The following is a 23884-nucleotide window of genomic DNA, read 5'->3' as shown; positions in this document are numbered from 1 at the left end:
CGATTGCCACCAAGTAGTGGCAATCGGTTGACACGGTGTCGGTCGCTGGCTTCAATGGAGGCGTGCCAATGACGCTGCAGAACGATCCAGACCGCCTGCTCCCCGCCGATCCGGGGACGCGCGACGTCGCCCGAGAGCTCTACCGCTCCGTCGCCGAGCTGCCGATCATCTCCCCCCACGGCCACGTCGACCCGGCGATCCTCGTCGACGACACCCCGTTCACGGACGCCACCCAGCTCTTCCTCCGTCACGACCACTACGTGACCCGCCTGCTGCACGCCTCCGGTCACGCGCTCGCCGAGGTCGGCGTGCCCGACGCAGCCGACGGCGGGGCCGTCGCCGCCCCGCGCGACGCCTGGCGTCGGTTCTGCGAGGAGTGGCCCCGCTTCGCCGGCACCGCTTCCGGATACTGGCTGAGCACGATCCTCAGTGAACAGTTCGGTGTCACGGAGCAGCCCGACGCGGCGAACGCGGACCGACTCTTCACCACGATCGAGGACGCCCTCCAGCAGCCGGCGTTCCGCCCACGTGCGCTCTTCGACCGCTTCCGCATCGAGGTGCTCGCGACCACCGACGACCCGATGGACGACCTCGCGGCCCACGCCGCGCTCGCGGCCGATCCCGGCTTCCGGGGGCGCGTGCTCCCGACGTTCCGTCCCGACGCCTACCTCGACCCGTCGAAGCCCGGCTGGTCGGAACGCGTCGCCGCGCTCGCCGCCTGGAACGGGACGCCCGAGGGCAGTCACCGCGGCTACCTCGAGGCCCTCGCCGGCCGTCGTCGGCACTTCATCGAGCACGGGGCGGTGTCCGCCGACCACGGGGTCCTGGAACCGCGCACCGCGGAGCTCGACGCCTCCGAGGCGCAGGCCCTCTTCGACCGGGCGCTGTCGGGGACCGCCGACGCGGCTGAGCTGGAGCGTTTCGCTGCCCACATGCTGTTCGAGAGCGCTCGGATGAGCGTCGAGGACGGTCTCGTCATGACCGTCCACCCGGGCGTCTTCCGTGACCACCACTCGGCCACGCGCGGACGCTTCGGGCCCGACACCGGCCACGACCTGCCGGTGCGCACCGACTACGTGCAGCCCCTCCGCCCGCTGCTCGAACGCTTCGGGACGGCTCCCGGATTCCACCTCGTCCTCTTCAGCGTGGACGAGACGAGCTACTCGAGGGAGATCGCCCCGCTCGCCGGGTTCTACCCGAGCGTCTTCATCGGCGCACCGTGGTGGTTCCTCGACGCACCCGACGCCGTGCTCCGGTTCCGTGCTGCCGTGACGGAGACCGCCGGCTTCTCGCGCGGGTCCGGGTTCATCGACGACACCCGGGCGTTCCTCTCGATCCCGGCACGTCACGACATGTCGCGCCGCCTCGACGCGGCGTTCCTCGCGCGGCTCGTCCGCGAAGGACGGGTCGACCAGGTGACGGCCGAGCGGACCATCGTCGACCTCGTTGTCGACCAGCCGCGACGGGTGTTCAAGCTGTGAGGGCGCCAGCGGCTGAGCGTCCCGTCGACGCGGACCACGGAGCGGAGACGGCCCCGCGCCTGTCGCGCGCGCTGCTGCCCGGGTTCCCGACGGCGCCGGTCAGGATCGTCCACCTCGGACTCGGCGCCTTCCACCGCGCGCACCAGGCCTGGTACACGCAGCTCGCCGACCCCGACCACGAGTGGGGCATCGCCGCGTTCACCGGCCGAAGCCCACAGGCCGCGACCGAGCTGAGCGCCCAGGACTGCCTGTACACCGTCGTCGAACGGTCGGCCGTGGGCGATACGGCGACCATCGTCGGCTCCATCGTCGAGGCCAGGGACGGCACCGACCTCCCACGCCTGCTCGACCTCCTCGCGCTGGAGTCGACCGCGATCGTCACGCTCACCGTCACCGAGTCCGGGTACCGGCTCGACGCCGACGGTCGACCGGACGCCTCGGACCCGGCGGTCGAGCAGGACGTCGCCATCCTGTCCGCCGCCTGCCGTGCCGGAGCGGCGCTCGAGGACGCCCGGCCGACGACGGCCCTCGGTCGGCTGGTGCTGGGTCTCGAGGTGCGCCGTCGCTCCGAAGCCGGCCCGATCGCGATCGTCCCGTGCGACAACATCGCCGACGGCGGCGCGCTCGTCCGGGGTGCGGTGCTCGCGCTCGCCGAACGGGTCCACCCGGAGACCGCGCGCTGGATCGCCGAACAGGTGTCGTTCGTCTCGGCCTCGGTCGACCGCATCACGCCGCGGCCGACCGCCGCGGACGAGGTGGCGGCCGCCGCGCTCACCGGCTGCTCCGACGCGGTGCCCGTCGTCACCGAGCCCTTCACCGACTGGGTGCTGAGCGGCGACTTCCCCGCCGGACGACCGGCCTGGGAGCGAGCCGGCGTCCGGTTCGTCGACGACCTCGAGCCCTTCGAGCAACGCAAACTCCGCCTGCTCAACGGTGCCCACAGCCTGCTCGCCTACGCCGGACCACTCCGCGGGCACGCGACGGTCGCCGAGGCCGTCGGCGATCGCGCCTGCCGAGCCTGGGTCGAGGAGTACTGGGACGAGACGGAGCGCCACCTCCCGGAGGACCTCGACCTGGCGGCCTACCGGCGTGCGCTGCTCGAGCGCTTCGACAACGCCCGCATCGAACACCGGCTGCAGCAGATCGCGCTCGAAGGGGTGACGAAGCTGCGGGTCCGGATCGTCTCGACCCTCCTCGGCGAGCTGGCGGCTGGTCGCCCAGGAACCGGATCGCTCCGCGTCATCGCCGCCTGGATGCTCGCCGTGCAGGCGGACGACCGGCCGGGTGACGCAGCCGCGGACGCCATCGCCGAGGCCCTGCGCGCGCAGGGCTCCGAGCGCACGACGGCGCTCGTCCGCCTGATCGATCCACGTCTGCTCGACCCGTCGACGGGTGGTGGCCCGGCGCTGGTCACCGAGGTCGAACGCCTCGGTGCAGACCTGGTCCGAACCCGCCCGCGGCCCTGACGCCGCATCCACCCGACCCGCGCGGCCACTTCGGTCGCACCGTACGAAGGAGTAGCACCGATGAACATCGACAAGGCCGAGGTCATCGTCACGAGTCCCGACCGGAACTTCGTGACCCTGAAGCTCACGACGGATGACGGGCTCACCGGGCTCGGTGACGCCACCCTGAACGGTCGCGAGCAGGCGGTCGTCGCGTACCTCGCGGAGCACGTCGTGCCGCTGCTCCTCGGGCGTGACGCGGCTCGGATCGAGGACACGTGGCAGTTCCTGTACCGCTCGGCGTACTGGCGTCGCGGTCCGGTGACGATGGCGGCGATCGCTGCGGTGGACATGGCGCTGTGGGACATCAAGGGCAAGGCGGCGGGCATGCCCGTGTACCAGTTGCTCGGCGGGGCGTCGCGGACGGGTCTGCTCGCCTACGGGCACGCGTCGGGCAAGAGCAATGAGGAGCTGTTCGACAGCGTGCGCGAGCACCAGGCGCAGGGCTACAAGGCGATCCGTATCCAGACCGCGGTGCCCGGGCTGAAGTCGATCTACGGGATCGCCTCCAACGCCACCTTCGAGGGCAACACGGGCGTGCGCTACGACCACGAACCGGCCCAGCGCGGTGGCCTGCCGAACGAGGAGGACTGGGACACGCGCTCCTACCTCCGGCACCTGCCGACGGTGTTCGAGGCGGTGCGGAACGAGTTCGGTCCGGAGCTGCCGCTGCTGCACGACGGGCACCACCGGATGACGCCGATCCAAGCGGCGAAGCTCGGCAAGAGCCTCGAACCGTACGACCTGTTCTGGTTGGAGGACTGCACGCCGGCGGAGAACCCGGAGGCCCTGCGGCTCGTCCGGCAGCACACGACGACGCCGTTGGCGATCGGCGAGATCTTCAACACGGTGTGGGACTACCAGCAGATCATCCGCGAGCAGCTCATCGACTACGTCCGCAGCGCCGTCACCCACACCGGTGGGATCACGCATCTGAAGAAGGTGCTCGACTACGCCTCGCAGTACCAGATCAAGTCGGGCATGCACGGGCCGACGGACATCTCGCCGGTGGGCATGGCGGCTGCGATGCATCTCGGGCTCGCGATCCACAACTTCGGGATCCAGGAGTACATGAAGCACGGCGAGAAGACCGACGCGGTGTTCCAGCAGTCCTACACGTGGACCGACGGCTTGCTGCACCCGGGCGAGGCGCCCGGTCTCGGCGTCGAGCTCGACGTCGACGAGGCCGGGAAGTACCCGTACCAGCGCGCCTACCTGCCCTACAACCGCCTGGCCGACGGCACCGTCCACGACTGGTGACGGTCGCGGCGGGTGGAGCCGCTGGCTGACCTTCGGCTCCATATGCTGGTATTCTAAGTTCCAGTGGACTAGTCTGGATCGCTGGCGAGGGGCGCCAGGTTCGGGGGAACGCATGGCGATCGACGACGGCACGATCGTCCTGGCCGGCCCCGGCATCGATCCGACCGGGGCCACCGTCTCGACCGCGGCCGTGCAGGCGCTGCTTGCGGCCGCACCCGACGGCGGCACCGTGATCGTGCCGGGCGGAGCCGTCCTGCAGCTCGACGCAACCCTCCAACTCGATCAGCGGCTCGCCCTGCGGGGCAGTGGTGAGCTGCGGTGGACGGCCGGGATCGCCAATGCGCCCGCGCTCCGCGTCATGGCCCCCGGCTCGACGGTGCGGGAGGTCCGGCTCACCAACCCCGACCATCTCGGCTCGGCCACCGGTGCCCGCAACGTCGCGATCGACATCCGGACGAGCGACGTCACGGTCGACGGGGTGCGCATCGTCGGGTTCCAGAACGGCGTCGTCAACGAGCCGACCGGGGAGTTCGAGGGCGTCATCGTCACCAACTGCCACATCGTCGACATCGTGGGCGCGGGCGGCGGACGCGGTTCGGCCTCCCGCGCCGGCGAGGACCGCGGTGACGGGATCACCATCTGGGGTGCGCGCGCCCTCGTGTCCGGCAACGTCGTGAACGCGCTCGCCGGAACGGACGCACGGATCGGCATCCACGCGGAAGGCCTGTCGGACTACGAGGTCGACCCAGGTCAGTACCCGGACGCCATGTTCTCGATCAACGACAACGTGGTCAGCGGGCCGTTCCGCCGGGGCATCGCGCTCGAGGCGGTGTCGCACGCGACCGTGTCCGGGAACACCGTCACCGGCAGCACCTGGTGGGGCATCGCCGCCATCGACACCCGCTCGACCGGCATCTCGAACAACACCGTGCGGTGGACCAGGGCCGCCGAAGACGACCAGGGCTCGGCCTGGGGTCCGTCGCGCGGGCCGATCATGGTCTACCGCAGTGCGGAGGCCACGGTGCTCGACGGCAACGTGATCGAGATCCGCGGGGTGGCTTCGGCGGCCATCCGCTTGCAGGACGCCGCGATGCCCTCCGGTGACACCACGACATCCGTCGGATCGACCGACACGGTGATCACCGACAACGTGATCCGGCTCGCGGGAGGCACATGCCCGAACGGTGTTGTGCTGCAACGCGCCGTCCGTCCGCTCGTCATCGGCAACCGCTTCAGCGTCACCACGCCGAGTGGCGCGGCCGGCGGCATCGTCTCGTACCTGAGCGCAGACCTCGTCATCGCCGACAACTCCCTGCTCGGCGCCGGGGAGGCCAGCGGGTACGGGATCCAGCATCAGGGTGCCGGGACCGTGCAGGTCACCGGCAACCGGATCGAGGGGTTCCGCATCGGGATGGGCATCACGAACGCGTCCGCCGGCGTGACGATCGTGGGCAACACGGTCCTGGCCTGCGCGACCGGGATCGACACCTACGGATCCAGCGGTCGCTCGGTGGTGGCCGCCAACCGCCTGTCCGTCTCGGGCACGCCGCACATCAACGCCCAGCCCGCGACGAGCTATCTCACGACGCGGCACATGGGGACGGCGCGCCCGGCCGGCGGTGGATCCGGTGACCTGCTCGTCGGTGACAAGCTCCTGTGGGTGAACGACCGCGGGACCTGGCGTTCCCTGCCGCTTCCCTAGCCGACTGCGGGAGCATCGTGCGGGGCGGGCAGAGTGCCGACTAGGGTTACGCAGAACCCCATTTTGCAATGACCTGGTGCTTTAGGTGACTTTATAAGGAATGGCTAAACCATCCTAAACTGCCTAACATGGGGCCATGGACAGTGTGAGCAATCCCTATACGCCGAACGCCGGGGCGGCGCCGGAGATCGTCGTGGGCAGAGACGATCAGACGGACACGTTCACGGTGCTGCTGCAGCGGCTTGAGCGAGGCCGAACGGAGCAATCGATGATCGTCACGGGGTTGCGAGGGGTCGGAAAGACAGTGCTCCTCGGGCGGTTCGGCGATATCGCACGCGCTGCTAATTGGGAGATCATCGAGATCGAGGCGAGCAAACACGATGATTCGCATTTCCGCCAGACCATGTTCTCTCAGCTGAAGTCAGCTCTTCTCCGGTTGTCCCCACGAGCACGATGGACCGACCGCGGCCGCCGAGCGGCCGAGGTGCTCAGCGCATTCGCGCTGTCGGTGACCGCCGATGGGACGTTGGCTGTCGGCTGGGATGTGCCTGCAGCGGAAGGCCTCGCGGATCACGGTGACCTCGGCATGGACCTCACTGACGTCTTCGTCGCCCTGGGGGAAGCCGCGAAAGAGCAGGGGCGCGGGGTCGCGCTGCTGATCGATGAGGTGCAGTTCCTGCGCACGACGCAGCTGGAAGCCCTGATTCAGGCGGTCCACAAGACCGTGCAACGCAAGCTTCCGATCACGTTCGTCGGGGCAGGGCTTCCTCAGATCGCAGAACTCGCCGGCGACGCGAAGTCCTACGCAGAACGACTGTTCAAATTTCCGACCATCGGATCGCTTGCTGGGGAGGATGCGCGGAAGGCCATCACCGAACCAGCGGCAGGCGAAGGCGTGCAGTTCGAGTCGGACGCTGTGGATCTGGCGATCGAGATCACCAAGGGCTACCCGTACTTCATCCAGGAACTCGGCTACCAGGTGTGGGGGATCGCAACAGACGGGGTCATCACCGCAGCGGATGTCGAAATGGCGAGGGAGGCGTACGAGTCGAAGCTCGACAGCTCCTTCTTCCGAGTGCGTCTGGATCGTTCCACACCGCTTCAGACCGCGTACATGCGGGCGATGGCCGAACTCGGGCCTGAGCCGCAGAAGGCGTCTGATGTTGCTCAGGTCATGAAGCGGGAGTCAACCCAGCTCGGCCCCACGCGCGCCGAACTCATCGACATGGGTCTGCTGTACACACCTGAGCACGGCTACGCGGCATTCACGGTTCCGGATTTCGACAAGTTCATGTTGCGAGCGGTGCCTGAACTGCTGGTGCCGGAGATTCGTCGCCGCGCGCCGCGCAAGGCGGAGTGATCCGGGCGGTAGAGCGGGGTCAGTCGACGATGGCGATCGCGTCGATCTCGACGAGCATCTCCTCGCGGGGGAGGCCGGTGAAGACCGTGGTGCGCGACGGCAGGACGCCGCTCTTGACGCGCGAGCCGACGAACTCGCCGTAGGCGTCGTTCATGATCGCGAAGTCCTCCCGCTTCGTGAGATAGACGCGCAGCATCATGACGTCGTCGAAGGTCGCGCCGCCGGCCTTGAGGATCGCCTCGACGTTCTGCAGCGTACGGGTGGTCTGCGCGGCGACGTCACCCGGGAACAGGTATTCATTCGTCGCCGGGTCGACGGGGCCCTGGCCGGAGACCTGGACGAAGTTGCCCTTGCGGACCCCCTGCGAGAAGGTGTGCGCGGGAGCCGGAGCGTCGGTCGTGGAGATGGCGGTGCGTGCGGTCATGGGGGTGTCCTTCGTGTGGGTGGCCCTTCGACAAGCTCAGGGACCGGGGTGGATGGTCAGGGACCGGATGGATGGTCAGGGACCGGGGTGATGGTCAGGGACCGGGGGTGGGTGGGGGAGGCGCGTAGCCGAGCTCGGCGGAGATCGCCTCCGTGGCGGCGAGCAACTGCGGCAACAGGGCGCGGACGCCGCTGTGGGGGAGCACCATCGTCGGGACCGAGATCGACACGGCGGCGGCGACGCGGCCGTCCGGTCCGAACACCGGCGCGGCGACGCAGTTCATGAAGCTCTCGTGCTCCTCGTGGTCCTCGGCCCACCCGCGCCCGTTGGAGCGTTCGATCTCCGCGAGGAGGGCGTCGGCGTCGGTGATGGTCTTGTCGGTGTACCGCTCGAAGACGATGCCGGTGACCACGCGGCGGCGCTCGGCCTCGTCGAGTCCGCCGAGCAGCACCTTGGCCACCCCGGTCGCGTACAACGAGGCGGGCAGGCCGACGCGCGAGTACATCCGGAGCGGTTGGCGCGACTCGACCTTGTCGATGTAGAACACGGAACCGTTCTCGTACGCGGCGAGATGGACCGTCTGGCCGGTCGCCGCGCCGAGTGCGCGGATGTGCGGGGCCGCGACCCCACGGACGTCCTGTTCGTCGAGGGCGGTCTGGGTCAGTTCGAACATCGCCCGCCCGAGGTGGTAGCGGTACGAGGCGTCACGGGTGACGAAGCCGTGCTCCTCGAGCGTGTTCAGGAGGCGCAGCACGGTCGTCTTGTGCACACCGGCCGTCGCCGCGAGGGCGTCGAGGGAGTTCGTGCCGGAGACGATCTCGCGGAGGAGGTCGAGTGCACGCGAGAGCGACTGACTCATGCGCCCACCGTCCCCGGTGATCCGGCCGTCGACCAGGGCAGCGGCCGGTCCGCGGCGATGCGCCACGACGCCCATGCCGTGTCGTCCGCCTCGACGATGGCGCGCACGCCGGGTGCGTCGGGGACGAGTTCCGGGCGGTCGCCGTGACAGATGAGGGTCGATGCCGCGACCGCGTGGCCGAGCCGCGTGCAGGCGGTGTCGTCGAGGCCATCGGCCAGGCCGGCGAGGTATCCGGCGGCGAACGCGTCGCCCGCGCCGACCGTCTCGACGACGTCGACCGAGAGCGAGCGCACCACGCAGTGCTCCCCGACGCCCCGGTGGACGGTCGTCGCGGCGTTCTCCTCGTCCTTCAGGACGATGCGCTGCAGGGTGGGCAGATCCGCGAAGAGCCGCTCGGCGTCCGCATGCCCGAAGAACAGCTCGGCTTCGTCGGTGCCGAGGAAGAGGACCGACGCCTGGTCGAGCAGACGGTGGAGAGCGGCCGTGGACCGGCGTTCCCACAGGCGCGGCCGGAAGTTGAGGTCGACGCTGAGGACGGCGCCGTCGGGGAGGGCCCCACCCAGCTCGCCCACGAGTTCCGCGGTCGAGTCGGACAGCGCGGGCGTGATGCCCGAGGTGTGCACGATGGCCGACGCGGTGACGGCCGCGCGGGTCGCGTCGTGCCGGAGGGTGTCGGCACCGAGCGCCGACGCGGCCGAGCCGCTGCGGTAGTAGTGCATCCGCGGTCGTCGATCGCCGTCGGCGCCCACGACCGTCTCCTTGACGTAGAGCCCGGTTGGTCGGTGGTCGTCGCGTTCGACGGCGTCGGTGAGCACGCCGTCGTGGCGGGCCGTCTCGAGGATGTAGTCGCCGAAGCCGTCGTCGCCGACACGGGAGATCCAATGGGTGGGGACGCCCAGGCGCGCGAGGCTGGACGCGACGTTGAACTCGGCACCCCCGACGCCCGTGCGGTACTCGCGCGCCTCGGCGACGGGGAGCTGCCCCTCGGGGAGGAGGACGACCATCGCCTCGCCGATCGTGCTCACGGTGGACGGTGACGTCGTCATCACGGTTCCCCTCGAGTCGCGGCCCTGTCCGGTTGACGGCCTGTGGTCGCAATGCTAGAACAGACGTAGCGATCGGTGCAATACACGTTGCACATGTTGCAACGCGACCCACCGATTACGGTGGTGCGACGCTCGGACCCGAAACGAGGAGACCATGACGGACGACTTCGACGCCGCCGACCTCGGGGTGCTCGACGGCAGCCTCAAGGGCTTCCCGCCGGCCTCCGTCGGAACCCATGCGGCCACGTTCCTCGGTGCTCGCCCGGCGCTCGCCGACTTCACGACACCCCTCGTCACGCTCGACCGCTCGGCGGTTACCGACAACGTCGAGACCATGCGGCAGTGGTGCGAGCGCGCCGGTGTCGGGCTCGCCCCGCACGGCAAGACGACGATGAACCGTGCCCTCTGGCGACGCCAGCTCGACGCCGGAAGCTGGGGTGTCACCGTCGCGACGCCGTGGCAGCTCTCGATCGCCCTCGATTGGTCGATCCCCCGCGTCATGCTCGCCAACGCACTCGTGCAGCCCGAGCACCTCCGCGCCGTCGGGCGCGCGTTGGACGAGGGCGACACCGAGATCGTCGTGTGGGCCGACTCGGTGCGCGCGGTGGAGATCATGGCCCGCGTGCTGGCCGAGCAGCCGCCACGTCGTCCCTTGCCTGTGCTCGTGGAACTCGGAGCACCGGGCGGCCGGACCGGGGCCCGCGACCACGCCACCGCTCGGGAGATCGCCGACGCCGTCGTCGCCTCGCCAGAGCTCGCGCTCGCCGGCGTCAGCGGGTACGAGGGCGCGCTCGCGCACCACGGCGACAAGGGTTCGCTGCGGATCGTCCGCGACTACCTCGAGTCCCTCGCGGCGCTGCACACCGAGCTGCTCACCGGTGGGCGCTACGACGAGCGCGTCGACACCGTCATCGTGACCGCCGGCGGCAGCGCCTACTTCGACGTCGTCGCCGAGGTCCTCGCCGGCCTGCGCGACCTCGACGGTGCACGCGGGCGGCGCGTCGACGTCCTGCTGCGCTCCGGCGCCTACATCACCCACGACGACGGCTTCTACCGCGGGATCACGCCGCTCGCGCGGCACGAGGGCGTCGGTGCGTTCCGCTCGGCGATCCACGGCTGGGCCACGGTCGTGTCGCGCCCCGAGCCCGGTCTCGCGCTCATCGACGGCGGCAAGCGCGACTTCCCCTTCGACGAGGGGCTGCCCGAGGTGCAGGGCGTCCGTCGTGCCGGCTCCAGCACCGTCGAACCGCTGGCGGGTGCGACGACCACAGCCATGAACGACCAGCACACCTTCGTCTCCCTGCCGCCCGGCAGCGACGTCGAGGTCGGCGATGTGATCCGCCTCGGCCTCTCCCACCCCTGCACCACCTTCGACAAGTGGCGTGCGCTCATCGTCGTCGACGACGTCCGTCTCGCCGAACCGCACGCCGTCGACGCCGTCACCACGACCTTCGGCTGAGCCGACCCCGAACAGGAGACCCGCATGACGCTCGAGACCCCTCCCTCCACCCCGCACGCCCTCGACGCGCTCTACGCCGACCGCGCCATCGCCGTCGTGCGCGTGCCCGCCATCCCCGACCCGGTCGAACTCTGCCGGGCGCTCGCCGCGGGCGGCATCCGCAGTGTCGAGTTCACCTTCACCACCCCCGGTGTCGAGGCGCTGATCCGGGCCGCGGCCGATGCGACGGCCGACCACGGGGCGGTGATCGGTGCCGGGACGGTCGTGGACCGCGACACCGCGCAGCGTGCCATCGACGCCGGCGCGCAGTTCCTCGTCACCCCCGGTCTGAGCGAGGAGGTCGCCGAGGTCGCCACGGCCGCCGGTGTCCCGTTCCTGCTCGGCGCGATGACGCCCAGCGAGGTCATGCGTGCGGCGGCACTCGGCTCGCACGCGGTGAAGATCTTCCCCGCCGCCGCCATGGGCCCCGGGTTCCTGAAAGACCTGTCCGGCCCGTTCCCCGGTCTCCGGCTGGTCCCCTCCGGCGGCCTGCACGCCGGCAACGCCCGTGAGTACATCCAGGCCGGTGCCGCCGCCGTGACCGCGGGCTCCAGTGTGGTCGGAGCGGCCGACGTCGCCGCTGCGGATTGGGCGGGCGTCACCGAGCGCGCGGCCGCCTTCACCGCGGCGGCCCTGCTGCCGTGACCTCGCTGCCGACGAGTGCTGCGCGCGCGGTGCTCCTGCGCGACGCTCGCATCGTCGACGGCACCGGTGGCCCGAGCTCGCTCGGCTCGGTGCTCATCGAAGGCGGCCGCATCGTCGCGATCGGTCCTGACGCCGCCACCGGCGCGCCGGCCGATGCGCTCGTCATCGACGCGGAGGGGCTCGTCGCCGCACCGGGGTTCATCGACATGCACGCGCACTCCGACCTCGCCGTGCTGCGCGACCACGACCACCTCGCGAAGGTCTCGCAGGGCGTCACCACCGAGGTCCTCGGGCAGGACGGCCTCTCCTACGCGCCGACCGACGACCGCACGATGGCGATCGTCCGACAGCAGATCGCCGGCTGGAACGGCCAACCCGACGACGTGGACTTCGCCTGGCGGAGCGTCGGCGAATACCTCGACCGCGTCGACCGCGGGGCCGCACTGAACGTCGCCTACCTCGTCCCGCAGGGCTCCGTCCGCATGCTCGTGGTGGGCACCGAGAACCGGGCTGCGACCCCGGACGAGATCGTGCGCATGCAGGAGCTCGTCGCCGTGGGGCTCCGGGAGGGCGCCGTCGGCATGTCCTCCGGCCTCACCTACGTGCCCGGCATGTTCGCCGACACCGACGAGCTCGTCGCGCTGTGCCGAACGGTCGCGGAGCACGGCGGCTTCTACGCGCCGCACCAGCGCTCCTACGGGAAGGGTGCCCTCGAGGCGTACGCGGAGATGATCGACGTCAGTCGTCGCTCCGGCTGCGCGCTGCACCTCACGCACGCGACGATGAACTTCGGCGTCAACGCCGGTCGTGCCGCGGAGCTCGTCGCGCTCATCGACGACGCCATCGCCGACGGTGTCGACCTCACGCTCGACACCTACCCCTACCTGCCGGGATCGACCACCCTCTCGGCACTGCTCCCGAGCTGGGCGGCCGTCGGCGGACCGAAAGCGACGCTCGAGCGTCTGGGCGACGACGACGTCCGCGCGCGGGTGCGGTACGAGCTCGAAGTACTCGGCACCGACGGCTGCCACGGCGTCGTCACCGACTGGGCGACGATCGAGATCTCCGGCGTCGCGAACCCCGAGCTCGCCGGCTACGTCGGTCGGACCGTCGCCGCCATCGCCGCCGAGGAGACCGGCCACGCTTGGTCGGGTGACCCCACCGCCCTGTTCTTCGAGCTCCTCGAGGCCGACCGCCTCGCGACCGGCATCCTCCAGCACGTCGGCGACGAGGCCAACGTGCGCACGATGATGGTGCACCCGGCCCACACGGGCGGCAGCGACGGCATCCTCATCGGCGCGAAGCCCCACCCGCGCGCCTGGGGCACCTTCCCGCGCTACCTCGGGCACTACGTCCGCGAGGCGGGCGTGCTCGGACTCGAGGACGCCGTCGCCCACCTCACCTCCCGTCCCGCCGCCCGACTCGGACTCACCGACCGCGGCGTCCTCCGCGTCGGTGCCGTCGCCGACGTGGTCCTCTTCGACCCCGAGACGATCGCCGACCGCGCGACCTTCGCCGAACCGCGGCAACAGACCGCCGGCATCCCGTGGGTCTTCGTGAACGGCGCCGCCGTCATCGCCGACGGTCGTCGCACCGATGCCGTCCCCGGTCGCTCGCTCCGGCGACGCCCGTCCTGACCCGTCCCTCCTCCCCGCCGACACAGAAGGTCCTCCCATGCCCATCCACGCCCTCGCGAGCCGCGTCGCCGCCGCCGCACCAGCCCCGAGCGACCCCATCGGCTGGTTGCAGCAGACCACCCCGGGCCTGCTCATCCTGTGCGCCGTCGCCATCGCGGTGCTGCTGTTCCTCATCATCCGGGTGAAGCTCGAGCCCTTCATCTCGCTGTTCATCGTGGGCATCGGCCTGGCACTCGCGACCGGGACGAGCATCTACAAGATCGTCGGCGTCGCCGTCCCCGACCCGTTCGACGACGAGCAGATCAAGCCGGGTGCGTCACTCCTCGAGACCGGCTTCGGCGGGATCCTCGGGCACATCACCATCATCATCGGCCTCGGCACCGTGCTCGGCGCGATCCTGGAACGCTCCGGCGGCGCCGACGTCCTCATCCGCAAGCTCCTCGGCCGCTTCGGTGAACGTGGCGCGCCGGTCGCGATGGGGCTCACCGGGCTCATCTTCGGCATCCCCGTGTTCTTCGACGTGGGCATCTTCGTCCTCGCGCCCCTCGTCTACATCACCGCACGCCGCGGCGGGAAGTCGCTCGTGCTCTACGCGCTCCCGATGCTCGCCGGCCTCTCGATGACGCACGCGTTCCTGCCCCCGCACCCGGGACCGACGGCGCTCGCCGGCACCTTCGAGGTCGGGCTCGGCTGGCTCATCCTCATGGGCTTCCTCTGCGGTATCCCCGCGTTCATCGCGTCCGGTATCGCCTGGCCGCTGTGGATCGGCAAGCGCGTCATGGTGTCCGTGCCCGAGGAGTACGTGCTCGAGCCCGAGGACGACGCCCCGGAGCGCAAGGACGTCTCGCTGTGGGCGGTCGGGCTCATCATCATCACGCCGATCCTGCTCATCCTCGCCGCGACCTTCGGCGCCCTCGCGCTGCCGAGCGGCCCGCTGCTCGAGGCGCTGACGCTCATCGGGAACCCCGCGGTCGCGCTGACGATCGCCGTGTGCCTTGCCTACTACGTCCTCGGTGTGCGGCGCGGCATGACGCTCGCCGAGCTGGGTGAGCTCTCCGGGCAGTCGCTGCGTCCCATCGGCATGATCCTGCTCGTGGTCGGCGCCGGTGCGTTCTTCGGTGCCGTCATCTCGGCGACGGGTGTCGGGGCGGCACTGGCCGAGGTGCTCGGTTCGCTCGGCCTGCCGATCATCGTGTCGGCGTACCTCATCAGCTCCGGACTCCGCATCGCGCAGGGCTCGGCGACGGCGGCGATCGTCATCACCGCGGGCATCCTGCAGCCGGTCGTGCTGGCGGGCGACTACTCGCAGCCGCAGTTGGCGCTCATCGGCATCGCGATCGCGGCCGGATCGATCACGCTCTCACACGTCAACGACGGCGGGTTCTGGATCATCTCGAAGTACTTCAACATGTCGGTCAAGCAGACGCTCGCGACCTGGACCGTCCTCGAGACGATCCTCTCGGTCGTCGGCTTCGGGATGGTCGCCCTGATCTGGCTCTTCGTCTGACCGTCCCTCACTCAGGACGGCCCTGGTGTGTCCGGGTGGGGTCTCGGCCTGTCGCGTCCGACGCGCCGGGCCCGTCCTGAGTGAGGGACAGAGCCGACGCGAGATGGTGCCGTTCGCAATTCAGGACGGGTGCGGCGTGTCCGCGAGCGGCCTCGGTGTGTCGTGTCCGACGCGCCGAGGCCGTCCTGAATTGCGGACGATCAGAAGAGGCGGGACTCGCTGTCGTCGAGGCCGCGCATCGCGTCGTAGTCGAGGACGACGCAGCGGATCCCGCGGTCCTGCGCGAGGGTGCGCGCCTGCGGCTTGATCTCCTGTGCGGCGAACACACCCTGCACGGGGGCGAGGAGCGGGTCGCGGTTCATGAGTTCCAGGTAGCGGGTGAGCTGCTCGACGCCGTCGATGTCGCCGCGGCGCTTCAGCTCGACCGCGACGGAGGCGCCACTCGCGTCGGTGGCGAGGATGTCGACCGGACCGATGGCTGTCATGTACTCGCGACGGATGAGCCGGTAGCCGTCGCCGAGGAGCTCGATCTGTTCGGCGAGGAGCTTCTGCAGGTGCGCCTCGACGCCGTCCTTCTGGAGGCCGGGGTCGACGCCCAGCTCGTGGGCGCTGTCGTGCTGGACCTCGTGGATCGAGACGATGAGCGCGTCACCCGTCTTCTTGTGGGTGACCTTCCAGAGTTCGGTGATCCCGGAGGCCGCCTGCGTCTCGTCGGGTTCGACGGTGGTGAGGGTGCAGGGCGGACTCATCCAGTTGAGCGGCTTGTAGGAACCGCCGTCGGAGTGGACGAGGAGGCTGCCGTCGTTCTTCACCATGAGGAGCCGGGTGGCGAGGGGCAGATGGGCACTGAGGCGTCCGGCGTAATCGACGGAACAGCGGGCTATGACGAGACGCACCAGACGAGTCTAGAAGGCGAGCCGCGGAAGCGGGTGACTCGATGGTGGCGAACCGCGTTCGAGCCGCCCATGCAGCTGGTCGGGCGGCATCCGGTTCGCCGTTAGAGTGAGCCGGATGAAGCCCCTCCTCTCGCACGACGTCACGATGTTCCGCGGCGTCACGCAGATGAGCGGGGTGCCGGCCCGGATCGAATTGCACGACGACCGGTTCGTGCTCAGCGTCCTCGACCGGACCGGCCAGCCGTCCGAGACCGTGATGGACACACCTCTCAGCGCGCTGCAGGTCGGCGGTTCGATGGCGCTCCTGACCTTCAAAGTGGGTGACCTCAAGCGCCGGGTCGACTTCTCGTTCGCAGCGCGTGCGGCGATGGTGCGTCCCGGCGGCGTGTTGGCGGTCGGGCCGATCCTCAAGGAGAGCGGCATCTACCCGTGGCTGGCGGCGTTCCGTGCCCGAGGCGTGCGGGTGCGGTACTTCTCCCTCGGGCACATCTGGCTGGTCTCCCTGGGAGCGGTCGCGATCATCGTCGCCGTCGTGGCCGCCATCGGCGTCGCCAGCGTCACCTGAGCCGAGACGACCGACGGGTGTCAGCGCTTCCGGCGGCTGCTCTCGCGCGCGGCGGGGGAGGCCAGGCCGGCGAGCACGATGAGGACGAGGACGACGAACAGGGCGTTGAGGAGTCCGATGCTGTCGCCGAGGATGCCGATGAGCGGTGGCCCGACGAGGAACGCGCAGTACCCGATCATCGCGACGGCGCTCACCCGTGCCGCGGCGTGCTTGGAGTCGTCGGCCGCGGCGGACATGCCCACCGGGAAGCCGAGCGAGGCGCCGAGCCCCCACAGCACGGTGCCGAGGACCATGAGGCCCGTCACCGGCGTCAGGATGAACAGCACGAGCCCGGCGATCGCGGCACCCGCCGACACCTGCAGCACCGGCACGCGGCCGAAGCGGTCGATGAGCGGCCCGCCGACGATACGGCCGACGGTCATCGCGGTGACGAACACGCCGTAGACGAGCGCGCCCGTCGTGTTGCTCTGCTCGTGGCCGTCGACCACGGCGAGGGCGAGCCAGTCGTTGGCGCTGCCCTCGGCGAACGCCATGCCGAGCATGATGACGCCGATGAGGATGAGTCGGCCGTCCGCCCAGACGGACAGGCTCTCGCGCAGCCGTTCGCGCCAGGGCGTCTTCGGGGTGTCGTCGAGGCCGACGGCCGCCTGCTCCGTCGGGACGAAGCGGACGGCGATGACGGCGGCGACCGCGATGGCGATGGCGAGGATCAGTGCGTGCCAGATGACCTCGACACCGGCGGCCGACGCGAGGGCGCCGAGCCCGGCACCCGCGACGGTTCCGAAGCTGAAGCACGCGTGCATGAACGGCATGACCGTCTTGCCGAGTTCCTGCTCCGCCGCCGCCCCTTCGACGTTCATCATGACGTCCAGGGCGCCGTTGCCGAAGCCGAAGATGACGAGCCCGACGAGGACGATGCCCGCCATCGGGACGAGGCTCGCGCCGATGCCGATGAGGAGCAGCCCGACGGAGATGAGTCCGAGCGTCAGCTGCATCCCGTGCCGCGGGCCGAGCCGGCCGAGGATGTGCTGTGAGGCGATGAGGCCGAGGATCGACCCGATCGACATGCCGAGGATGAGGAGCCCGACCGTCCCGGTGGTGAGGTCGAGGTTGTCGCGGATCGCGGGCAAGCGCGCGACCCAGGTGGCGATGCTGAGGCCGCTGAGCGCGAAGATCACGAAGATCGCGTTGCGCCAGGCGAGGAGTTCGCGGCGGGGACGCACGGCGACGGGTGCGGTCGGCGGGGTGGTCGGCTCTGACACGGGGTCCTCGGGATCGGTGCTTCGGGCGCCGGAGCGCTGGGTGGAACGGGTGGGTCGTCGTCGGATCGGCGTCGATCCGAGCAGAGTCGAATCGATTCGATTCCGTCGACTAAGCTAGCAGATCGTGGACCAGGAATCACGCCCCTCACGACCGACGCTCGCCGATGTCGCCGAGCGCGCCGGGGTGTCCCAGTCGACCGCCTCCCTCGCGTTCAGCGGCGCCGGGCCGGTCTCCGAGGCGACCAAACGACGCGTGCTGCAGGCCGCGGCCGACCTCGACTACGGCGGCCCGGACCCCCGCGCCCGCTCGCTGCGTCAGGGTAGGAGCGGCATCGTCGGAGCCGTCGTCGCCGGTCGGATCGGGCACTCCTTCCGTGACCCGGTCATGGTGCAGACGCTCGACGGGCTGGCCGACGAGCTGGGTGCAGTCGGTGCGGGTCTCCTCCTGCTGAACGACGCCCAGGAGGGCACCCTCCAGCTGAGCAACGCGCCGATGGACGGGGTCGTGCTCATCGGCTGCAGTCCGAACCTCGACAGCTCGGTCGCGGTGCTCAGCCGCCGCGGGATGCCGATCGTCTCGATCGAGGGGCTCGCCGCACTCGGGGTCCCCGACATCGCCGTCGACAACCGCGGTGGCGTTCGGCAGGAGGCGCAGCACCTCGCCGAGCTCGGGCACGAGCGCGTCGCCGTCGTCACCCTCAACCTCGATCCGACGGAACGGCGGGGGCCGCTGACGCCCGAGTGGGAGCGCGGCGCGACGACCGTCCCCGCCATCGAGCGCCTGCAGGGCCTGCGCGACGTCTTCCCCGGCGCCAGCGGCTTCGTCTCCACGGGGTCGTCGCTGGAGGAGGGGCGCATCGCCGGCCACGCGATCCTCGACGTCCCGGTGGGTGAGCGCCCGACGGCCGTCGCCGCGCAGAGCGACCTCCTCGCTGCCGGGGTGATCCGTGCGGCTGAGGAGCTCGGCATCGCCGTGCCGAGCGAGCTCAGCGTCGTCGGGTTCGACGGCATCCGGGTCGAGGGGCTCGACTACGACCTGACGACGGTCTGGCAGCCCTCCCGGGAGAAGGGCTCGGCGGCCGGCCGGGCGATCGTCGCGATGCTGGACGGCCGTGAGCCGGACTCCGAGCAGTTCGCGGTCCGCTTCCACCGTGGCGCGACGACGGCGCCGGTCCCCGCTCCACAGGGCTGAGGTCGACCCGAGGTTTCCCGGGCCCCTGCCGCGCGGCGGACCAGGCCCGTAGGGTTGAGGACGACGCTCGAAGGAGACCCATGACCGACCAGCCCATCGCCACCGCAGCACTCGTCCAGCAGGAGGCGGCATCGCTGGCCGTCGCCCTCGCCCCCGTCTACCAGGACCTCCACGCCCACCCGGAGCTCTCCTTCGCGGAGCATCGCACCGCGGCGCTCGTGGCCGATCGGATCACGGGCCTCGGGTACGCCGTCGCGACCGGGATCGGCGGCACGGGCGTCGTCGGCGTCCTGGAGAACGGTGCTGGGCCGACGGTGCTCCTCCGTGCCGACATGGACGGTCTGCCCGTGTTGGAGGAGACGGGCCTCGACTACGCGAGCGTCGTGCGCGGGGTCGACCCGGAGGGCAACGACGTCCCCGTCATGCACGCCTGCGGTCACGACGTCCACGTCACCTGCCTGCTGGGCGCCGCCGAACTGCTCGCCGCCCGGCGGGCAACCTGGTCGGGCACGCTCGTGGTGCTCTTCCAGCCGGCCGAGGAGGCCGGGGGAGGCGCACAGGCGATGGTCGACGACGAGCTGTACACCCGGGTGCCGAAGCCCGACATCGTGTTCGGTCAGCACGTCGGACCGCTGCCCGCCGGTGTGGTCGGCACGCACGCCGGCCCCTCGTTCGCCGCGACGGACGCCTACCGCGTCACCTTCCACGGCCGAGGCGGGCACGGCTCCCGCCCCCAGTCCACGATCGACCCGATCGTGATGGCGGCGTCGGCGGTCGTCCGACTCCAGTCGATCGTGTCGCGCGAGGTCGCCGGCACCGACACCGCGGTGCTCACGGTCGGCACCATGCACGCGGGGACGAAGAACAACATCATCCCCGACACGGCGCAGATCGGCGTCAACATCCGCAGCTACGAACCGCACGTGCGCAACCGCGTCGTGGGGTCCATGGAGCGCATCATCCGCGCCGAAGCGGCGGCGTCCGGTGCCGAACGCGAACCGGTGATCGAACACACGGAGGCCTTCCCGGTGCTCGTCAACGACCCGGCCGCCACCGCAGAGGTGACGGCGGTCTTCGGTGAGGCGTTCGGCGCCAACCGAGTCGTCGACCCGGGGGTCGTCACGGGCAGCGAAGACGTCGGCATGCTGGCGACGGCCGCCGACGCTCCGATCGTCTACTGGATCCTCGGCGGAGCCGACCCACAGGCCTTCGCCGCGGCCTACGCGTCCGGGCGCATGGAGCAGGACCTCCCCGGCAACCACTCCGCGAAGTTCGCGCCGCTCATCCACCCCACCCTCGACACCGGCATCGCGGCGCTCTCGCTCGCCGCGTTGTACCGCCTGACTGGAACGGAGGCCGGCGCATGATCGTCGTCACGACGGACACGGTGGCCGGCCACCGCATCGACGCCGTCCTCGGTGAGGTCGTCGGCCTCACGGTGCGGGCCCGTGACTGGGGCTCCTCGATGTCCATCGGGTTCTCGGCACTCGGCGGTGGCGAGGTCCCCGGCATGACGCAGCTGCTGTTCGAGTCCCGCCAGGAGGTCATGCGGCGCCTGGTCGCGGACGCGGAGCAGCGTGGTGCCAACGCGGTTCTGGCCATGCGTCTCGAGACGACCGACATCGGCGGCGCCTGGACGCAGCTCACCGCCTACGGCACCGCCGCGTACCTCGTCCCGATCCCCGAGGGGGAGCCCGGCGCGACGGGGCAGTCGGCCTACGCGGCGGCGCAGCCCGACGCGCCCAAGCCCCGCGGCAGCGTCTGATCGCCGGCCGGCCGTCACCGAAGAGGGATCACCATGACCGCGTGGATCGATGAGCTGATCGCCGAGGCGACCGCGGCCGTGCGCGAGCGCAGCGACCAGCCGGTGGCGGAGCGGTTCGAACGCTGCTTCGCCGACACCCTGCACAGCACCATGACGCCCATGCCGGACGGCACCGTGTTCATGCTCACCGGCGACATCCCCGCGATGTGGCTGCGAGACTCGAGCGCGCAGCTCGCGCCGTATCTCCACTTCGCGGCCGACCGGCCCGAGCTGGCCGACCTCCTCGTCGCGGTCAACCGCCGCCAGCTCGACGCGATCGCTCTCGACCCCTACGCCAACGCCTTCAATGCCGAACCGAACGGCCACGGCCACCACGACGACCGCACGGATGCGTCACCCTGGGTGTGGGAACGCAAGTACGAGATCGACTCGCTCTGTTACCCGCTCCAGCTCGCACACGACCTCTGGCTGGCGACGGGTCGTTCCGACCACCTCGACGAGCGGTATCGCGCCGCCGTCACCGCGGCGATCGGCGTCTGGCGCACCGAGCGGCACCATGAGGAACGATCGCCGTACCGGTTCCAACGGTTCGACGCGCCGCTCTCCGACACCCTGGTCCGCGACGGACTCGGCCCGGAGACCACGTTTACGGGGCTCTCGTGGTCGGGGTTCCGACCGAGCGACGACGCGACGCGGTACGGCTACAACGTGCCGGGCAACCTCTTCGCCGCGGTGACGCTCGCCGGGGTCGAGACGATCGCGGTGGACGTGCTCGACGACGAGGCGCTCGCCGCGGACGCCCGCTCGCTCCGCCTCGAACTCGAGACGGCGGTCGACGCCCACGGGGTCGTGTCGACCGACCGGTACGGCGACGTCTACGCCTACGAGGTCGACGGATTCGGAAACGCCCTGCTCATGGACGACGCGAACGTACCGAGCCTCCTCTCGCTGCCGTTCCTCGGCTGGTGCGCGCCGGACGACGCCCGATACCTCGCCACCCGGCGGTTCCTCCTGAGCGAGGACGACCCGAGTTTCTTCGTCGGCTCCGCCGCCCGCGGGATCGGGAGCCCGCACACGCCACCCGACCACATCTGGCCGATCGCCCTCGCCATGGAGGGGCTCACCTCGACGGACGACGCGGAGCGCGCCCGGCTCCTCGACACCCTCCTGCGCACCGACGCCGGCACCGGGGTCATGCACGAGTCCTTCCACAAGGACGACCCGGTCACCTTCACCCGCCCGTGGTTCTCCTGGGCCAACGCGATGTTCTGCGAGTTCGTCCTCGACGTCGTGGGTCTGCGCACCCACATCAGGCGTCCCGTCCCGCGCGGAGCCTGAGCCGGCCACCGAGACCCGCGCACCGGGCTGCGAGCTCGGAGCTCAGGGCTCAGAGCAGCCGGAGCTCCTGCGCCCGGGTGACGGCGCGGGTGCGGTCGGCGACTTCGAGCTTCTCGAACACGTGGAGCAGGTGGGTCTTCACCGTCGACTCCGAGATGAAGAGTCCGGCGGCGATCGCCCGGTTGCTGTTGCCGGCGGCGACGAGCGCGAGGACCTCCAGCTCCCGGGCGCTCAGCTGCGGGCGCGGTGACGAACCGCCCTGGACGCGGCCGACGAGGGTCGCCGCGATGGTGGGCGCGAGGACGGTCTGGCCCGACACGACCGAACGGATGCCGGCGAGGATCTCCTGCTCGGGAGCCGCTTTCAACAGGTACCCGCTGGCACCGGCCTCGATGGCGCCGAGGATGTCGTCGTCGGTCTCGTAGGTGGTCAGCACGAGTACCCGCACCCCGGGCAGGCGCTGCACGATGCGGGCAGTCGCCTCCACGCCGCCGAGGACCGGCATCCGGAGGTCCATGAGGACGAGGTCGGGGTGGTGTGCTTCGGCCGCCTCGACCGCGGCGGCACCGTCGGCGACCTCGGCCACGACCTCGAGGTCGTCGGCCCGACCCAGCAGGGCGACGATCCCCGACCGGACGATGGGGTGGTCGTCGGCGACGATGATCCTGATCCGCGTCATCGTCCGACCTCCGCGGTCCCTGTGCGTGTCGACGGGCCCGCTTCGATCCTCACGGGAACCCGCACGACCACGGTCGTCCCCGCTCCGGCGGCACTCGTGAGGTCCACCGTCCCGCCGAGGAGCGCCACGCGGTCGTGCATGCCGTGCAGCCCGAAGCCCGCGCCCGGGCTGGTTCCGAGGAGCGCTCCGTCGGGGTCCGCGATGCCGACCCCGTCGTCGGAGATCCGGAGTTCCGCCCAGCCGTCGTCGACGGTGAGCACCAGCTCGGCGCGGTCGGCACCGGCGTGTTTCCGGATGTTCGCGAGACCCTCCTGGGCGCTCCGGAGCAGCACGACCTCCGGTGCCCGCTCGAACCGATCGGATGGCGCGTCGATCTCCACCGCGACGCCCGTCTCCCGGGCGAACCGCTCGCCCAAGCGGCGGAGACTGTCGCCGAGCGTCGTGTCGGCTGCCGGCATCGCCGCCATCGTGGCCACGAGGGTCCTCGCCTCACGGAGGGCGTCGCGCGCCGTCCCCTCGATGAGGTCGATGCTGTCGAGCGCGGCGTTCGGGCGGCCGTCCAGCGGAGCAGCGTCCGGGGTGCCTGCGACGGTCACCCCGATCTCGGATCGGGCACGTTGCGCGAGCAGCACCACGCTCGTGAGACTCTGGGCGATCGTGTCGTGGATGTCGCGTGCCATGCGCTCGCGTTCGGCAGCTGCGCCGGCCTCCCGGCTCGCCCGTTCCGACTCGGCCTGAGCCGTCTGCAGGCTCACCAGGAGTCGTGCCTTCTCATCGCCGAGTTCGGCGATCCGGGTGATCCACAGGCCGAGCGACAGGGCGAAGACGAGCGAGACGCTCTGGATCGCGAGCCCCTGCACGATGGCGTCCGGTGTGGCGCCCCGACCGACGATGAAGCCGATGGCGAGCGTCGCGGCGCTCGCGACGTTGAGGACGATCGCATTCCGCGTCTCCGGGGTCAGCACCCACAGCAGCGGGAACACGAGGCACTGCAGGGTCAGGACGTTCGGTGAGAACGCCGTCCCGACGGCGGTGAGCGCGATGAGGGTGATCGCGAACCAGAGCCCGCCCTGTGGACGCTCGAGGGTCCGTCGCCCGGCCGTGTAGTAGACGAGGCAGAGCACCGCCAGCACCACCCAGACACCGATCACCCGCTCCGGCGCTTCGGGCGCGCTGACGCTCACGAGCGCGCCCACGATCACGCACCCCGCGCCGAACGCGACATCCCACCACCGTCGTCCGTCCATGTCCTTACCCTCCCAC

21 protein-coding genes are annotated in these 23884 nt (G+C 70.7%); 14 read left to right on the top strand and 7 right to left on the bottom strand.

Annotated features, from left to right (window positions below; all coding sequences use genetic code 11):
- Positions 1-68: 68 nt before the first annotated feature.
- From uxaC to QRN27_RS10780, 5 genes are all read left to right on the top strand, one after another.
- On the top strand, positions 69-1481 hold the full coding sequence (gene uxaC, locus QRN27_RS10800) for a glucuronate isomerase (RefSeq protein WP_285042241.1): 1413 nt from the start codon (positions 69-71) through the stop codon (positions 1479-1481).
- A complete protein-coding gene (locus tag QRN27_RS10795; protein WP_285042240.1) occupies positions 1478-2947 on the top strand; it encodes a mannitol dehydrogenase family protein in 1470 nt (489 codons plus the stop codon). The genes uxaC and QRN27_RS10795 overlap by 4 nt, the downstream gene beginning before the upstream one ends.
- Before the next feature lie 60 nt (positions 2948-3007).
- Positions 3008-4246, top strand: coding sequence for a D-mannonate dehydratase ManD (gene manD, locus QRN27_RS10790; protein ID WP_285042239.1), 1239 nt, complete (start codon positions 3008-3010; stop codon positions 4244-4246).
- Positions 4247-4358: 112 nt separating this feature from the next.
- Positions 4359-5948, top strand: a complete 1590-nt coding sequence (locus QRN27_RS10785) for a NosD domain-containing protein (RefSeq protein WP_285042238.1) — start codon at positions 4359-4361, stop codon at positions 5946-5948.
- Between the two features lie 136 nt (positions 5949-6084).
- Positions 6085-7308 carry an ATP-binding protein gene (locus QRN27_RS10780; protein WP_285042237.1) on the top strand — a complete coding sequence of 408 codons (1224 nt, stop codon included), beginning with the start codon at positions 6085-6087 and terminating at the stop codon, positions 7306-7308.
- 19 nt (positions 7309-7327) lie between these two features.
- Here QRN27_RS10780 and QRN27_RS10775 read toward each other — a convergent pair whose 3' ends face one another.
- The 3 genes from QRN27_RS10775 to QRN27_RS10765 form a co-directional block, all read right to left on the bottom strand.
- On the bottom strand, positions 7328-7732 hold the full coding sequence (locus QRN27_RS10775; RefSeq protein WP_056009933.1) for a RidA family protein: 405 nt from the start codon (positions 7730-7732) through the stop codon (positions 7328-7330).
- Positions 7733-7826: 94 nt separating this feature from the next.
- Entirely contained in the window at positions 7827-8591 is a 765-nt protein-coding gene (locus tag QRN27_RS10770; protein ID WP_285042236.1) for an IclR family transcriptional regulator, read from the bottom strand.
- Positions 8588-9637: a sugar kinase gene (locus tag QRN27_RS10765; protein ID WP_285042235.1), complete on the bottom strand. Its 1050-nt coding sequence runs from the start codon at positions 9635-9637 to the stop codon at positions 8588-8590. Before QRN27_RS10765 ends, QRN27_RS10770 begins: the two co-directional genes overlap by 4 nt.
- A gap of 154 nt (positions 9638-9791) precedes the next feature.
- Between QRN27_RS10765 and QRN27_RS10760 the strand changes: the two genes are divergently transcribed.
- Genes QRN27_RS10760 through QRN27_RS10745 form a run of 4 tightly spaced genes read left to right on the top strand, consistent with a single transcriptional unit; the run spans position 9792 to position 14924 of the window.
- On the top strand, positions 9792-11096 hold the full coding sequence (locus QRN27_RS10760) for a type III PLP-dependent enzyme domain-containing protein (RefSeq protein ID WP_285042234.1): 1305 nt from the start codon (positions 9792-9794) through the stop codon (positions 11094-11096).
- A gap of 24 nt (positions 11097-11120) precedes the next feature.
- A complete protein-coding gene (locus QRN27_RS10755; protein ID WP_285042233.1) occupies positions 11121-11780 on the top strand; it encodes a bifunctional 4-hydroxy-2-oxoglutarate aldolase/2-dehydro-3-deoxy-phosphogluconate aldolase in 660 nt (219 codons plus the stop codon).
- Entirely contained in the window at positions 11777-13417 is a 1641-nt protein-coding gene (locus QRN27_RS10750) for an N-acyl-D-amino-acid deacylase family protein (RefSeq protein ID WP_285042232.1), read from the top strand. Before QRN27_RS10755 ends, QRN27_RS10750 begins: the two co-directional genes overlap by 4 nt.
- 37 nt (positions 13418-13454) lie before the next feature.
- A complete protein-coding gene (locus tag QRN27_RS10745) occupies positions 13455-14924 on the top strand; it encodes a GntP family permease (protein WP_285042231.1) in 1470 nt (489 codons plus the stop codon).
- Positions 14925-15124: 200 nt separating this feature from the next.
- Here the strand turns inward: QRN27_RS10745 and nucS are convergent, their stop codons facing one another.
- Positions 15125-15820: an endonuclease NucS gene (gene nucS / locus QRN27_RS10740; RefSeq protein ID WP_285042230.1), complete on the bottom strand. Its 696-nt coding sequence runs from the start codon at positions 15818-15820 to the stop codon at positions 15125-15127.
- A 115-nt stretch (positions 15821-15935) separates the two neighbouring features.
- Between nucS and QRN27_RS10735 the strand changes: the two genes are divergently transcribed.
- Positions 15936-16385, top strand: coding sequence for a hypothetical protein (locus QRN27_RS10735; RefSeq protein ID WP_285042229.1), 450 nt, complete (start codon positions 15936-15938; stop codon positions 16383-16385).
- A 20-nt stretch (positions 16386-16405) separates the two neighbouring features.
- Here the strand turns inward: QRN27_RS10735 and QRN27_RS10730 are convergent, their stop codons facing one another.
- On the bottom strand, positions 16406-17647 hold the full coding sequence (locus QRN27_RS10730; RefSeq protein WP_285042228.1) for an MFS transporter: 1242 nt from the start codon (positions 17645-17647) through the stop codon (positions 16406-16408).
- A 124-nt stretch (positions 17648-17771) separates the two neighbouring features.
- On the opposite strand from QRN27_RS10730, the gene QRN27_RS10725 reads away from it, so the two are divergent.
- The 4 genes from QRN27_RS10725 (at position 17772) to QRN27_RS10710 (ending at position 21942) form a co-directional block, all read left to right on the top strand.
- Positions 17772-18839 carry a LacI family DNA-binding transcriptional regulator gene (locus QRN27_RS10725; protein WP_285042227.1) on the top strand — a complete coding sequence of 356 codons (1068 nt, stop codon included), beginning with the start codon at positions 17772-17774 and terminating at the stop codon, positions 18837-18839.
- A gap of 80 nt (positions 18840-18919) precedes the next feature.
- Positions 18920-20206, top strand: a complete 1287-nt coding sequence (locus QRN27_RS10720) for an amidohydrolase (RefSeq protein WP_285042226.1) — start codon at positions 18920-18922, stop codon at positions 20204-20206.
- Positions 20203-20604: a YbjQ family protein gene (locus QRN27_RS10715; protein WP_285042225.1), complete on the top strand. Its 402-nt coding sequence runs from the start codon at positions 20203-20205 to the stop codon at positions 20602-20604. The genes QRN27_RS10720 and QRN27_RS10715 overlap by 4 nt, the downstream gene beginning before the upstream one ends.
- A 33-nt stretch (positions 20605-20637) precedes the next feature.
- Complete coding sequence (locus tag QRN27_RS10710) at positions 20638-21942, top strand: glycoside hydrolase family 125 protein (protein ID WP_285042224.1); 1305 nt, start codon at positions 20638-20640, stop codon at positions 21940-21942.
- A 49-nt stretch (positions 21943-21991) separates the two neighbouring features.
- On the opposite strand, the gene QRN27_RS10705 is transcribed toward QRN27_RS10710, so the two are convergent.
- Positions 21992-22621 (bottom strand): response regulator, encoded by a 630-nt coding sequence (locus QRN27_RS10705; protein WP_285042223.1) that lies wholly within the window; start codon positions 22619-22621, stop codon positions 21992-21994.
- Positions 22618-23868, bottom strand: coding sequence for a sensor histidine kinase (locus tag QRN27_RS10700; protein ID WP_285042222.1), 1251 nt, complete (start codon positions 23866-23868; stop codon positions 22618-22620). The genes QRN27_RS10705 and QRN27_RS10700 overlap by 4 nt, the downstream gene beginning before the upstream one ends.
- Positions 23869-23884: the final 16 nt, after the last annotated feature.

Origin of the sequence: Plantibacter sp. LMC-P-059a (assembly GCF_030209505.1) — a bacterium.
Lineage (GTDB): Bacteria > Actinomycetota > Actinomycetes > Actinomycetales > Microbacteriaceae > Plantibacter.
This window is presented reverse-complemented; position numbering and strand designations above follow the sequence as displayed.

Coding starts and splice junctions, on each gene's coding strand:
- QRN27_RS10705 (WP_285042223.1), bottom strand. CDS start 22,621: ATGACGCGGATCAGGATCATCGTCGCCGACGACCACCCCATCGTCCGG.
- uxaC (WP_285042241.1), top strand. CDS start 69: ATGACGCTGCAGAACGATCCAGACCGCCTGCTCCCCGCCGATCCGGGG.
- QRN27_RS10720 (WP_285042226.1), top strand. CDS start 18,920: ATGACCGACCAGCCCATCGCCACCGCAGCACTCGTCCAGCAGGAGGCG.
- QRN27_RS10745 (WP_285042231.1), top strand. CDS start 13,455: ATGCCCATCCACGCCCTCGCGAGCCGCGTCGCCGCCGCCGCACCAGCC.
- QRN27_RS10760 (WP_285042234.1), top strand. CDS start 9,792: ATGACGGACGACTTCGACGCCGCCGACCTCGGGGTGCTCGACGGCAGC.
- QRN27_RS10710 (WP_285042224.1), top strand. CDS start 20,638: ATGACCGCGTGGATCGATGAGCTGATCGCCGAGGCGACCGCGGCCGTG.
- QRN27_RS10755 (WP_285042233.1), top strand. CDS start 11,121: ATGACGCTCGAGACCCCTCCCTCCACCCCGCACGCCCTCGACGCGCTC.
- QRN27_RS10715 (WP_285042225.1), top strand. CDS start 20,203: ATGATCGTCGTCACGACGGACACGGTGGCCGGCCACCGCATCGACGCC.
- QRN27_RS10735 (WP_285042229.1), top strand. CDS start 15,936: ATGAAGCCCCTCCTCTCGCACGACGTCACGATGTTCCGCGGCGTCACG.
- manD (WP_285042239.1), top strand. CDS start 3,008: ATGAACATCGACAAGGCCGAGGTCATCGTCACGAGTCCCGACCGGAAC.
- QRN27_RS10700 (WP_285042222.1), bottom strand. CDS start 23,868: ATGGACGGACGACGGTGGTGGGATGTCGCGTTCGGCGCGGGGTGCGTG.
- QRN27_RS10765 (WP_285042235.1), bottom strand. CDS start 9,637: ATGACGACGTCACCGTCCACCGTGAGCACGATCGGCGAGGCGATGGTC.
- QRN27_RS10780 (WP_285042237.1), top strand. CDS start 6,085: ATGGACAGTGTGAGCAATCCCTATACGCCGAACGCCGGGGCGGCGCCG.
- QRN27_RS10785 (WP_285042238.1), top strand. CDS start 4,359: ATGGCGATCGACGACGGCACGATCGTCCTGGCCGGCCCCGGCATCGAT.
- QRN27_RS10775 (WP_056009933.1), bottom strand. CDS start 7,732: ATGACCGCACGCACCGCCATCTCCACGACCGACGCTCCGGCTCCCGCG.
- QRN27_RS10770 (WP_285042236.1), bottom strand. CDS start 8,591: ATGAGTCAGTCGCTCTCGCGTGCACTCGACCTCCTCCGCGAGATCGTC.